Below are 12794 nucleotides of genomic sequence, written 5' to 3' on the forward strand. Positions count from 1 at the left end.
ACCTCCAAACTATAAGTAGTCTGCTAAAGGTGTTTTGCGCTAAGTCACAAAATAAAAGGCTGCCTCCAATTTGGAGACAGCCTGAATTATTGACTGAATCTATTCAGCATTTGGCGTATCATCAAGGTAATCAACCACTTTGACACTGCTATCGTATTCGGTAAAACGTTGTTTCACTTCGTTCAACATCTCATCCCCATTATAAAGGCCGCGTTCTTGAGCTTGGGCTAGGGGTACCACCAGATAGGAATTCCATTCTGGATAACCAAAGTTATAGGTAGGCATGACCCGCACGTCTTCAACTGTAATGGATCCATCTTCTTGCTTTTTGAAGGTCACTTCACCAATTCCACCTACTTTTTCGTAAGGCTTAATCTGACCAGATAGGAAGTTTCCGTGTGAATACCAGGCCACCTGAGAGTCGCCGAAGCGTTTGAAGGGTTGCATGATATGAGGATGACCACCCAAGACATAGTTAGCCCCTGCCTTGATACAAAGATCCGTCAAATCCAACTGTGACTGGACTGGTAACATGGCATCATCACCGAATTGGAAGATCACGACGGCGACATCACAATATTCCTTCAAGCGTTGAATCTCTAAAGGAATCAATTCGGTATCAATCAAGGTAACTAGATAAGGTTCATCTTCTGGCACAGGTAAGCCATTCGTCCCATAGGTATAATTTAAAAAGCCTACCTTGATGCCATTAGCTTCCAAAATTCGTAGATGATTATAATCATCCCAAGATTCATAAGCTCCCACATAAGGCATTCCTTTTTCCTTGAGAGTATTAATCGAGGCATGAACGCCCGCCGCTCCAAAGTCAACCGTATGATTGGAAGCATGGGAGACAATATCAACCCCAACATTCAAGAGCGTATCGACAATCTCTTCTGGGGCATTAAATTGCGGATAGGTTGAGACACCTAATTGATGGCCAGCTACAATGGTTTCCATATTCGCAGTCGTAATATCGGCATTCTTTAGATAAGGAGCGACTGGCTCCAACATAAAATCAAAATTATAAGTTCCATCCCCTTGTTGACCATTATAGTAGACCCCGTCATGAAGGAGGATATCTCCGATCGACCGGATCGTCACCGTATTCCCAGCACCAGGAATGGCTTCTTGAGTCGTCGCCGTATTTTCTTCTTTTACCGTAGCAACCGGTTCTTTCTTAGGCTGCTGACAAGCCGTTAGAAAGAAGGCACAGGATAAGCCTAAGATAAATTTTTGAATATTTTTTAACATAATCATTATCCTTACTATTAGATTTTTACTCTTTCTCACCATGTATTCAATACTGTTATTATACCATGACCTAGGCAAAAAAATGAAGCTCTTCCAATAGAAGAAACTAGGAATTAAGGCATTAATATAGATTTTGTTAAAAAGGATAAATAATTAACTAATTAGTTTCGTATGTTTTTATGCTTTTTATTGTCTTTTTCAGTTATAATAGAAGAAAGATAGAAAGGACGGTCCCGACCATGTACCTGCAGACTACTTTGAATCAATCCAATGCTTATTTTAGCTTTCAGGCCAAGGCGGTCCATCAGCTAAGACCCTATCATCGTTTGATGACCATTCAGCGCTCTCAATCGGAAGCACTACTATCCTTTGATCGTCCAGTCAGTCTAAGTGACCACAAGGGACTAGCCCTCTTAGTCATTGCTCCAGAGTTATCAGCCTATGATGACTATTTATATTTTCTTCTCCAAGGGTCCATCCAAATTAAACCACATGTCCTCTTTAATACACTAGCACTCACCGATCATTGCCAAGTTTATTTGGAACCGACTCAAAATGAAGAACCCCAGATCATTACAAGTCCCAGGCGAATCAAGGCTCAACTCCCTAGTCGAGCCTTGCAACTAAAGCAGATTTATGCTAGCTATTATCAGGCTTATGCCAGTGGCGAAGTTATTCCACGAGGACAACAAGACTTTTATGAATTGGTGATCGTTGATCAAGGGCAGGTCCAGATTCATCCTGTCGGTGCCCAACCCGTCACGCTTCAATCAAGTATGGCTTGGCTAACCCCTCCAGGAAATCGCCCTAAATTTAGTTTTAAGCAAGATGGACTCACTACCCTTGTATCCATTTTGTTTGCGGCGAAGGGGATTCCTGACAGCCTCTGCCTGCGTCCTTTTAAGTTAGGCTATCGACAATTACAGTTGATCGAACGCTTCATTCAATTATCAAGGCAATCGCCGGCTAAGCCATACGGCTATGATGAAGTCATGGCTATTCTGGATATTCTTCTTATTCAATGTATCAATGGTGCCCAACAAGCAGGGCGAGCGCTTCCTCAGACTTCCATGCGGGATAATTATGAGGATGAGACCTTCCAAGCGATCATCGACTACCTGGAGACCCATATTCTTGAAGTGCATGAAGTGCAAGAACTGGTCAACCAATTTGATTTATCACGGTCAAGCCTTCAAGCGCTATTTAATAAGTACACCGGTAAATCACCCAAGTCCTACATTAACCAACTTCGATTAAAAAAAGCCAAGCAGTACATCCACGAATCCCAATTAACCCTATCCCAAATTGCCGAAAAACTAGGCTACGGATCCATTCAGTACTTCTCGCGAGCCTTTCGGCGAGAATTCAACCAGTCTCCTTCCCAGTACGCCAAATCCATCATTAAATAAACTAAAGCCCGATCTTTTTTCATTGAGATCGGGCTTTTACCGTCCGTTTTAGTACTCTCAACTCAACCAGAGTTACATTTACACCTCATTTTGTTACTCTCAGGCCGATCAGAGTTGCATTTCCAACCCATTTTGTTACTCTCAGACCGACCAGAGTTACATTTCCAACCCTTTTTGGTACTCTCACAACCACCAGAGTTACATTTCCAGCCCATTTTGTTACTCTCACACCGACCAGAGTTACATTTTCAACCAAATTTGTTACTCTCAGGTCGATCAGAGTTACATTTCCAACTCAATTTGTAACTCTCACGACCATGAGAGTTACATTTCCAGCCCGTTTTGGTACTCTCAGACCATTCAGAGTTACAATTCCAACTCAATTTGTTACTCTCAAACCACCCAGAGTTACATTTCCAACCCGTTTTGTTACTCTCAACTCAACCAGAGTTACAATTACACCTCATTTTGTTACTCTCAGACCGATCAGAGTTACATTTTCAACTCATTTTGTTACTCTCAGATCACCCAGAGTTACATTTCCAACCCGTTTTGTTACTCTCAACTCAACCAGAGTTACAATTACACCTCATTTTGTTACTCTCAGACCGATCAGAGTTACATTTTCAACTCATTTTGTTACTCTCAGATCACCCAGAGTTACATTTCCAACCCGTTTTGTTACTCTCACAACCACCAGAGTTACATTTTCACCCCGATTTGGTACTCCCAGACCAATCAGAGTTACATTTTCATCCTATTTTGTTACTCTCAGACCAATCAGAGTTACATTTTCACCCTAATTTGTTACTCTCAAGCCAGCCAGAGTTACATTTCCAACCCGTTTTGGTACTCTCACACCTCTAAGAGTTACATTTCCAACCCGTTTTGGTACTCTCAGATCGACCAGAGTTACATTTCCAACCCTTTTTAGTACTCTCAGACCATCCAGAGTTACAATTCAAACCCATTTTGTTACTCTCAGATCGATCAGAGTTACATTTTCAACTCATTTTGTTACTCTCAGATCACCCAGAGTTACATTTCCACCTCAATTTGTTACTCTCAGACCATCCAGAGTTACATTTTCATCCCGTTTTGGTACTCTCAGACCAATCAGAGTTACATTTCCAACCCGTTTTGGTACTCTCAGACCAATCAGAGTTACTTTTTCATCCCAATTTGGTACTCTCAGACCTCTCAGAGTTACATTTTCACCCCGTTTTGGTACTCCCAGACCAATCAGAGTTACATTTTCATCCTATTTTGTTACTCTCAGACCAATCAGAGTTACATTTTCAACCTAATTTATTACTCTCAGACCAATCAGAGTTACATTTCCAACCCTTTTTGGTACTCTCAAACCATCCAGAGTTACAATTACACCTCATTTTGTTACTCTCAGACCGATCAGAGTTACATTTTCAACTCATTTTGTTACTCTCAAACCATCCAGAGTTACAATTACAACCCAATCTGTTACTCTCAACTCAACCAGAGTTACAATTCCAGCCCAGTTCCTTTCTCCCACAACATGAAACCAGCAAACTCACCTAACAAACCAAAAAGCTCGCCACACCACATCGGGTTTGTAGTGACCCCAAAAAGTTAGACTAGATTTTATGAAGAGTTACCCCTTTAGGGTAGCTCTTTATTTATTACTGATGTAGTTTATGGCTTCGCCTTTAATCTATTTACTCAGGGCAGAGATAACTAAGCGCTTAGAGCCATCTGCTGCTCTTTATATTCAACTGGACTCAAATAACCCAACTTCGCTTTGATTCTATCCTCATTATAATATCGAATGTAGTCATGAATCGCTTGTTCAAGCTCTTGATAACTATGATAGACTTTGCCGTAATACATTTCTTGCTTCATAATTCCGAAGAAATTTTCCGCAGGTGCGTTATCTAGACAATTTCCTTTGCGCGACATGCTTTGGAAGATTCTATGATCTTTTAGTAATTGTTGATAATCATTCATCTGATACGCCCAGCCCTGATCAGAATGGAAGGTACGTCGAACTGGACAATGTTCTGTCGCATGAATCGCTGCTTCAAAAGCTTTCATCATGGACTGCTTGTTTGGATGCTTGGATACTTTGTAACTCACAACCTCTAAATTAAATAAATCGATAAAAGGATCTAAATATAACTTCTTTTGCCGAAGGAGTCCAGACTCATCCTGTTCATAGTAACAAAACTCACTCGTATCGGTCACGATTTTCTGATGAGGAATCGAACTCATAAAGCGACGATTCAAACGGTTCGGCGCTTTTTTTCCAATATCTCCTTTGTATGACTGATATTTACGAGACCTTCTAGAAAAAGAGATTACTTGCAGGTTCATTTCTTGTATTAAGCGCTGTACCTTTTTCTTATTGATTTTATAACCTCGGCGGCGCAATTCACCGTGAATACGGCGATAACCATAATCTTTATGTGTCTTTCGAATCTGCCGAATTTCTTTTTTGAGTGATTCATCTTTATCCGGTAGATCTAAACGAGGTAATTGATAATAATAAGTCGCTTTAGGGAATTGGACAATTTCTAATATACGGGATAATTTATAGTTCGTTTGTTCCTGGAGATTGCGGATGGCCATTACTATTTGTTGTTTTGATGCCCTTTGTCTATTTCCCGCAATCTCCTCAATTCTTTTAAAAATTGATTCTCAATATCCAATCTTTCAATACGTTCTTCTTGTTCTTGAATAATTTTCTTTAGCGTACTGATTTCTTCTTGAGACGACAGACTGGATGTTTGTTTTTTATTTTCCGTATGATTAGACACGATGGATGGCCTCCCTTTTGGTTTGGATAAGCCATCGACGCCTTCCTTCTTGAAGGTTCGTAACCAATTAGCGATAAGACTTGGATTGTTAATCCCAAATTTCACGCCAACCTCACGATAGCTTAACTCCGTATTCAAGTAACATTCTATCGCACTTAACTTCGTTTCAGTAGCGTAATGTGTCTTTGAACCTTTAATTTGAAGACCTTCTATCCCAAAGTCTTGGTAATTATGGATCCAACGTTTTATAATCGACTGACTAATATTGTATTTTTTCGCGAGTATTCTATAACCACCTTCATCTGCTTCATAACTAGCAACGATTTGGAGTTTTGTATCTAAACTATATTTACTCATAATAAGACCCCCAAAAGTTAGATTTTTTGTCTAACTTTTGGGGGTCAGCTCAGTTAGCGAGCTTTTTTATCCAATTTATCCAACTTGATAGCTTAATTGATTGAGGTAATCCATTAATTCAGCGGCAGTCAGCTGCTGGATCTCATCCCCATCAAAAACGTGTTCAATACGAGCCTGATGCATGATCGCAATTTTATTACTAAAATCTAAAGCATCCTGCAAATGATGGGTGATCATCAAGGTCGTGAGCCTCTTTTCTTGAATCAAACGGCGACTGTCCTCCATCACCTGACGAGCCATCCGAGGATCTAAGGCCGCAGTATGCTCATCCAGCAAAAGCAACTTGGATCGATTCAAGGTAGCCATGATTAGAGAGACTACCTGTCGTTGGCCCCCTGATAGAGATTCCATCGGCAGATCAAGCTTATCTTCTAAGCCCAATCCAAAGCTCTTTAATTCCTCAGCCAGTGCTTGGCGATTCGCCTCCGTCAAAGAAAAATTAAATAAGCGGCGCTGACCTCGCTTTTGAGCGAGTACCAAATTCTCAAAGACTGTCATCCGAGGTGCAGTTCCATGAGATGGATTCTGAAAGACCCGGCCAATTAACTTGGCTCTTTTTTGTGGCCCCCATTGGCTCACCTCTTGACCATCAATCTGAATCGTTCCTTGATCAATCGCCAGACTACCCGCAATACTATTGAGAAGAGTGGACTTACCTGCCCCATTGGTCCCTATAATACCCAGAACTTGCCCTCTTTCAAGACTCAAGTTGATCTGATCGAGCCCCAATACCTGCTTGCCGTCGGATTTTCTAAAATATTTGCTGACATCTGATAATTCAAAATAGGCCATCTTAGTAACCTCCCTTTTGTCGGAAATAGCGTTTGATAAGATTTGGACCGGCTAAGAATAGGACTAGCACAAAGGCCGATAAGAATCTGAAATCATTGGCATTAAAGCCTAATTGAAGAACAGCTACTAAAATCAACCGATAGATAACCGCCCCCAAAACCACCGTCATCAAGCGCTTAGTTAATGACAGCTGCTGCCGGAAGATGACCTCGCCAATCACAATGGCCGAAAAGGCAATCACGACAGTTCCATTCCCTAATTGAATATCAGCAAATCCATTATCTTGAGCCACCAAAGCCCCACTTAAAGCAATCAATCCATTAGACAACATTAAAGCCAACCGAAGCATCCGGTGGGTATTAATTCCCAAGGAATCAGCCATGATCCGATTGTCTCCTGTAGCGACTAGGGCTTGTCCCAAATCCATCTTAAAAAGCAGCGACAACATGGCAACAACCAGCAAAACAAAAATTAAGCCTAAAACTAATCTTGCCAAATCACTCGATGGTATCAGCTGTTCCATGAGACTAAATAAAGTCTCACTCCCTCTAAGCGACAAATTGGGCTGACCCATCACCCGCAAGGAGACTGAATAGAGTCCTGTCATCGTAATAATAGACGCTAATAGTCCTGGAATAGCCAAGAATGTCGTCAACCAGCCTGTCACCAAACCAGCCAACATCCCTGCTCCAATCGCTAGCAGCGTAGCCAAAAGCGGTGAATAACCGGACTGAATTAAGATAGCTGCTACTCCAGCCCCCAGAGTAAAGGAAGCTTCCGAAGTCAGATCAGCAAAACCTAATATCCGAAAGGAGATATATAATCCCATCCCCATTAAGGACCATAGGATGCCTTGAATACATGCTGAATAATAAAGAGCCATCTCTAGTCACCTGCCACGTCTTTGAAGTCTTGGGCTTGATCTTTGGGAAGTTCTAAGCCTATTAATTTAAGGGTCTTGCTGTTAAAAATCTTTTCTTTATGATCCAAGTAAGCTACCGGTAGATCTCCAATGGCTTGACCATCAACTACTTTTAAAGCAAAATCAGCTGCTAAATGGCCAATTTCTGCCTGGTTAATCGCTAAGGCAGCCACTCCCCCTTGATTGACCATCTGATCTATGGATGGATAGATACCCAGCTTGGCCTTGTCCGTGATCGTCAATAAATTATCAAAGGCTGCAGCTACCGTATTATCCGCCCCCACATAGAAAGCGTCCACTTGAGGGGCCAATTTTTCGGCGACCATTTGTAAGTCGAGTGCCTGGCTAATTCCTTCCGTCACCAATTCGATTCCAACTACCTGAGCAGCTTCTTGAGCCTTTTCTAAGGTGGCCTTGGCAGAATCATCCGATGTCGTATAAATCAAACCCAGTTTCTTAATCGATGGATCAATCGCTAACATCAACTTAAAATGATCTTCCAGTGGAATCAAATCTGAGACTCCCGAAATATTACCCCCTGGATGCTCCAAGTCATCGAGTAAACCAGCTGCAACTGGATCTGTCACCCCCGCTAAAATGATAGGAATATCTGACGTTGCTGCCTGTAAACTCTGAGCGACTTGTGTCGTGATAGCAAAAATCAGGTCGGGCTTCTTTGACACGACTTGTTGACTCATGGACTGCAGGAGGTTGAGGTCTCCCTGGGCATTAACCTGATCAACCTGAAGATTATTTCCTTCTTGATAACCCGCTGATTGAAGTTGATCAATAATCCCTTGATTGATCTGATCCAAGGAAGGATGCGAGACAAGTTGAACGATCGCAATCGATAAATTTTGATCCTTGGCTTGTACACTGGATGGCTTGCCCAATAAGACTGAACTAAAAGCTAAGAAACATAAACTAAATACAATCATTATTTTTTTCATAGTGAGATCCTTTCTAAACTGACTCCATCATTGATTCAAAAAAAGAGCTAACACACATACCCTGCGTGTTAGCTCCTCATGAACGGATATCATCGCCTACCGCATAGTATATGGTCCACATATCTATGGGTAGACTGGAAAGGCTGGCCTCATAGATACAAAAGTAGTTACACTAAACTACGGCTGTATCCAGGGACGAATCCAAGTCTACAACCTATCTCAGCAAGCTTTGCCAATTATTTTGAGTGGTGATCATCCTTGTCTTCATAACCAGACCCCTTTCTTAATTCTTGAGTCTAGTCTATAAGATAAAACTCATTCTGTCAAGAAAAATGAAAAAATTTCTCATAGTATTATTGATTTTTTCTTATTTTAATCCTTCATAGAGCGTTTCTAGGACTTGACGAAGATTTTCCAAGAAGGTCTTATCATTTTGAGGATCACTCTCTAAAGGACTCATCTGTTGAACGTCGACACCGGTTGCTTGAGCAATCGTCTCCGCCGACTTAGGGCTGACATTGGGCTCTACAAAAATCGTTTTAATCGCATGGTCTTCAATGAACTTTTGTACTTCGATCATCTTTTTTGACCCTGGCTCGATATCAGAAGATACTCCGGCAATTCCTAATTGTTCCAAACCAAACCGCCGTGCCAAATAAGAAAAGGCAGTGTGTTGGGTCACAAAAGTCTTATTACTTAAAGCATTGAACTTGTCTTGATATTCACTGACTAGAGAATCAGCCTCTTCTTTGAAGGCCTTAGCTCTTTCTTGATAAGTTGATTCATTGTCTGGGTCAATCTTGCTCAAAGCATCGGCAATTAATTGAATCTCATCCGCTGCCTCAACCGGGTCCAACCAAGTATGAGGGTCATAGGAAGATTCTTCTTTCATACCTTTAATTTTGCCTAGATTTTCCAGTCCTGGTACTTTTTCCATCTCTAATTCTTTAGAGGCTTCTACGACTTCAACACCCGAATCTTTTAAATTTCCCATTAGCTTTTTGGCCCAAGATTCTAGAATATTCGAGTGATAAATAAAGATATCGGATTCCTGAATGGCCGCTACATCTTTGACGGAGGGTTCAAAGCCATGGATACCATTCGCTGAATTAATCATCCGTACGTCATGCAAATCACCAACCAAAGTCTTGGTCAAGGCATACATGGGATAGAAAGAAGTGACAATGCGTAGCTCTTTTCCTTCTTCTGCTTGAACCCCTTGTAGGCCTGTCATGCTGGTTGCCAAGCTTAATACGACCATGATTAATAATAAGATAGCTTTTTTTAAGTGATGTTTTAATATTTGCTTCATTTTTTGACTCCTTTTCATAAATAGTAATCATTACTTATTGATTTTAAGGCTCGCCTAGCTTTCTGTCAAGCTTTTTCTAGCTAAAGTCCCTTTTTTTCGGTAAAATAGGACTGTTAATCCGCTTGTGATTACTAGAAAAGGAGCGTGATCCCATGTCTTTTGATGGTTTTTTTACCAGAGCATTGACGCAAGAATTGACCAACCAACTCCAAGGTGGTCGAATCCATAAAATATACCAACCCTTTGAACAAGAACTTCAGATCCTTATTCGTAAAGATCGCCAAGTTCATCGACTGGCCGCATCGGCTCATGCCAATTATTTTTCCCTGTATCTGAGTCAGGACAAGCCTGCCAACCCGCAACAGGCGCCCATGTTTTGTATGTTGTTGCGCAAGCACTTAGAAGGAGCCTTGCTTGAAGAAATTAAGCAATACCAGAATGACCGGATCATTGATTTTATTTTCTCAGGTCGGGATGAGATTGGCTTGGAACAGAGCTATTGCCTAAGCTTCGAGTTAATGGGACGGCGGTCGAATATCATTCTGATTAATCAAGCCCAGGGAACAATTATTGACTGCATCAAGCACGTCCCCTCCAACCTGAATGCCTACCGATCGTTGACACCAGGCGCAAGCTTCAAGCGTCCACCTCATAATGAGACCCAGATTAATCCTTATGATTTAGCAGAAGCTGATCTGTATCGCTTCTGCCAAAGCCATGAGACTGAATTCAAGAATGGACTCGCCTATCAACTTATCCAGGGGATGGGCAAACTCCTAGCAGAAAGTATTGCCTATTGGATGACGGAAGAGGATCTATCGGCTTATCAAGCTTTAGAACGGGTCAAGTCAGCCATCGACTACCCGAATCCTAGCCTCTATCCACAGGAAGACCGAGTAGACTTCTATGCCCTCAACTTACCACAATTCAATACCAATAAACGCCAGTCCTACCCTAGTCTATCTAGCCTTCTCGAATCCTTCTACCGAGTCAAGATCCATCAAGACCGCATTAAACAATTAACGGGGTCGATCTTACAGAAAGTCAACCAAGTGCTCGACAAAGACCAAAAGAAACTTAAGAAGCTAGCCCAAGACAAAAAAACAGCCCAAGCGGCCGACCAGTACCGCCTTCAAGGGGAACTCTTAAATGCCTTTGCCCATCAGGTGGCTTCGGGCAGTCAGAAAGTCACCTTAGCCAATTATTATAACGATAATCAACCCCTAACGATCTCATTAGATCCCCGACTTTCTGCCACTGATAATGCACAAAAATATTTTAAAAAGTATCAAAAATACCGTGATGCCCTAAAGTATGTCCAATTCGAAGAGAAGAAGACGCAAGAAGAGATTGATTATCTGGAAGGGATCTTGGTCCAATTGAGCCAAGCAGATTTAGAAGATGTCGAAGAGATCAAGCAGGAACTCATTAAACAAGGCTATGTCTCTCAAAAACCTTCCAAAACCAAAAAGCGGGCTCAAATCCAATCTAAACCTCGCCGCTATCAGTCAAGTGATGGAGTGATGATCTATGTTGGAAGGAACAATCAACAAAATGACCAGCTCTCTCTCAAAAAAGCTAGCAAAAACCATTGGTGGCTTCACGCTAAGGATATCCCGGGGGCGCATGTGATTGTTGAATCGGATAAGCCTTCAATCCAAACTCTAGAAGAAGCAGCCATGCTCGCCGCTTATTATTCAAAATTTTCTCAATCAGCCAATGTACCCGTCGATACAGTCCAAGTAAAGAACCTTCGCAAACCTAATGGAGCCAAACCAGGTTTTGTTATTTATGAAGGACAGCAGACACTCTATGTCACCCCAAGTCAGGAGAAAGTCCAACAATTAACCCTTAAAGAAGACTAATCAAAAGCCACCCAAAGGATCAAGATTAATCCTTTGGGTGGCTTATTTATAGATTGAATTATTCGCCAAAGGCAGCCGTTAATGGCGGTACCACTTGTTTTTTACGTGACACAATGCCTTTTAATTCAAATTCTTGATCTTCAATGGTCGTATTAAAGGCTTTTTCTAGGATACGAATATCATCCCCCACTGCTAAACCAATTGAGGTGGATTCCAGTACATCGGTGATCACTAGGAGATAAAGGGTCAAGCCTAATTCTTGACGCTTGTCTTCCATGACTTTTAGTAATCCTTCTTTACGCTTCATCACTTCATCAAAACCGATCACGTTGCTTTGACCAACTCGGATTGTTTGGCCATTCATAATAAAGTTCTTAGCATCGCCATCCACAATGGATAGATCGCTTTGTTTAGAGAGATCAGCGCCCGCTCTTAAGAATTCCAAACCATATTCTTCGAGGTCTACGCCAGCAATTTCAGCCAGTTTGTGTGCGGCATCAATATCAATTTGAGTTGTCGTCGGTGATTTTAATAAGAGGGTATCAGAAATAATCGAGGATAACATAATCCCAGCATAATTAGCCGGAATTTCTATATTATATTCGTGGAACATTTTGAATAAGACAGTCGCTGTACATCCAATCGGTTCACAACGATAGTATAGAGGTTGAGCGGTATTAAAGCCGTTAATACGATGGTGATCAATGACATAGTCTACTTGAACTTGATCCAAGTCTTCCACTGATTGTTGGGGTTCATTATGGTCTACTAAAGCCACATGGGTCGTCTCGTTAGCAACCGTCTTGACCACCCGAGGTTTATCGAAGCCAAATTTTTCTAAGGCAAAAGCAGGCTCATCCGCCACTTCACCTAAAGCAACTGCCTCTGCTTCATGACCTTGTTGATTTAAGAAATACGCAAAAGTCAAGGCTGAAGAAATCGCATCCGTATCTGGATTCTTATGGCCAAAAACTAAATATTTTGTCATGTTACTTCCTCCTAATAATCAATAAACTAGGTCTATTCTATCATTTTTAAGCAAAAAGTGAAACGCTAGCTAGGTATGAGACAATCTTTTTAT

The 12794-nt window shown here is 41.5% G+C and carries 9 protein-coding genes; 2 read left to right on the top strand and 7 right to left on the bottom strand.

The genetic code is table 11. The features are described from left to right. Positions 1 to 99: 99 nt before the first annotated feature. Positions 100 to 1254, bottom strand: coding sequence for a CapA family protein (locus tag HMPREF9706_RS01700; RefSeq protein ID WP_006907627.1), 1155 nt, complete (start codon positions 1252 to 1254; stop codon positions 100 to 102). Positions 1255 to 1493: 239 nt separating this feature from the next. Between HMPREF9706_RS01700 and HMPREF9706_RS01705 the strand changes: the two genes are divergently transcribed. Then, positions 1494 to 2663: a helix-turn-helix domain-containing protein gene (locus tag HMPREF9706_RS01705; protein ID WP_006907628.1), complete on the top strand. Its 1170-nt coding sequence runs from the start codon at positions 1494 to 1496 to the stop codon at positions 2661 to 2663. Positions 2664 to 4376: 1713 nt separating this feature from the next. Here the strand turns inward: HMPREF9706_RS01705 and HMPREF9706_RS08895 are convergent. The 5 genes from HMPREF9706_RS08895 to HMPREF9706_RS01735 all read right to left on the bottom strand — a co-directional run bounded on the left by HMPREF9706_RS08895 (position 4377) and on the right by HMPREF9706_RS01735 (position 9848). Further along, positions 4377 to 5812 (bottom strand): IS3 family transposase gene (locus tag HMPREF9706_RS08895; RefSeq protein ID WP_407918966.1). Its coding sequence is split into 2 segments (ribosomal slippage): positions 4377 to 5297 and positions 5300 to 5812, totalling 1434 coding nucleotides; the frame shifts between segments, so codons are not numbered across the junction. 75 nt (positions 5813 to 5887) lie between these two features. Continuing rightward, the gene (locus HMPREF9706_RS01720) at positions 5888 to 6664 is read right to left on the bottom strand and encodes an ABC transporter ATP-binding protein (protein WP_006907633.1); all 777 of its coding nucleotides are present in this window, start codon (positions 6662 to 6664) and stop codon (positions 5888 to 5890) included. Between the two features lies 1 nt (position 6665). Further along, on the bottom strand, positions 6666 to 7547 hold the full coding sequence (locus HMPREF9706_RS01725) for an ABC transporter permease (protein WP_006907634.1): 882 nt from the start codon (positions 7545 to 7547) through the stop codon (positions 6666 to 6668). A 2-nt stretch (positions 7548 to 7549) separates the two neighbouring features. Then, positions 7550 to 8536, bottom strand: coding sequence for an ABC transporter substrate-binding protein (locus tag HMPREF9706_RS01730; protein WP_006907635.1), 987 nt, complete (start codon positions 8534 to 8536; stop codon positions 7550 to 7552). 367 nt (positions 8537 to 8903) lie between these two features. Then, entirely contained in the window at positions 8904 to 9848 is a 945-nt protein-coding gene (locus tag HMPREF9706_RS01735) for a metal ABC transporter solute-binding protein, Zn/Mn family (protein ID WP_006907636.1), read from the bottom strand. Positions 9849 to 10000: 152 nt separating this feature from the next. On the opposite strand from HMPREF9706_RS01735, the gene HMPREF9706_RS01740 reads away from it, so the two are divergent. Continuing rightward, positions 10001 to 11713 carry an Rqc2 family fibronectin-binding protein gene (locus HMPREF9706_RS01740; protein ID WP_006907637.1) on the top strand — a complete coding sequence of 571 codons (1713 nt, stop codon included), beginning with the start codon at positions 10001 to 10003 and terminating at the stop codon, positions 11711 to 11713. Between the two features lie 58 nt (positions 11714 to 11771). On the opposite strand, the gene HMPREF9706_RS01745 is transcribed toward HMPREF9706_RS01740, so the two are convergent. Further along, positions 11772 to 12701 carry a manganese-dependent inorganic pyrophosphatase gene (locus HMPREF9706_RS01745; protein WP_006907638.1) on the bottom strand — a complete coding sequence of 310 codons (930 nt, stop codon included), beginning with the start codon at positions 12699 to 12701 and terminating at the stop codon, positions 11772 to 11774. Positions 12702 to 12794: the final 93 nt, after the last annotated feature.

This window comes from Facklamia hominis CCUG 36813, from assembly GCF_000301035.1.
Lineage (GTDB): Bacteria > Bacillota > Bacilli > Lactobacillales > Aerococcaceae > Facklamia > Facklamia hominis.

What these genes read in the sequence shown, in the direction of transcription:
- HMPREF9706_RS01700 (WP_006907627.1), bottom strand. Translation starts at nt 1,254, where the DNA reads ATGTTAAAAAATATTCAAAAATTTATCTTAGGCTTATCCTGTGCCTTC.
- HMPREF9706_RS01705 (WP_006907628.1), top strand. Translation starts at nt 1,494, where the DNA reads ATGTACCTGCAGACTACTTTGAATCAATCCAATGCTTATTTTAGCTTT.
- HMPREF9706_RS01720 (WP_006907633.1), bottom strand. Translation starts at nt 6,664, where the DNA reads ATGGCCTATTTTGAATTATCAGATGTCAGCAAATATTTTAGAAAATCC.
- HMPREF9706_RS01725 (WP_006907634.1), bottom strand. Translation starts at nt 7,547, where the DNA reads ATGGCTCTTTATTATTCAGCATGTATTCAAGGCATCCTATGGTCCTTA.
- HMPREF9706_RS01730 (WP_006907635.1), bottom strand. Translation starts at nt 8,536, where the DNA reads ATGAAAAAAATAATGATTGTATTTAGTTTATGTTTCTTAGCTTTTAGT.
- HMPREF9706_RS01735 (WP_006907636.1), bottom strand. Translation starts at nt 9,848, where the DNA reads ATGAAGCAAATATTAAAACATCACTTAAAAAAAGCTATCTTATTATTA.
- HMPREF9706_RS01740 (WP_006907637.1), top strand. Translation starts at nt 10,001, where the DNA reads ATGTCTTTTGATGGTTTTTTTACCAGAGCATTGACGCAAGAATTGACC.
- HMPREF9706_RS01745 (WP_006907638.1), bottom strand. Translation starts at nt 12,701, where the DNA reads ATGACAAAATATTTAGTTTTTGGCCATAAGAATCCAGATACGGATGCG.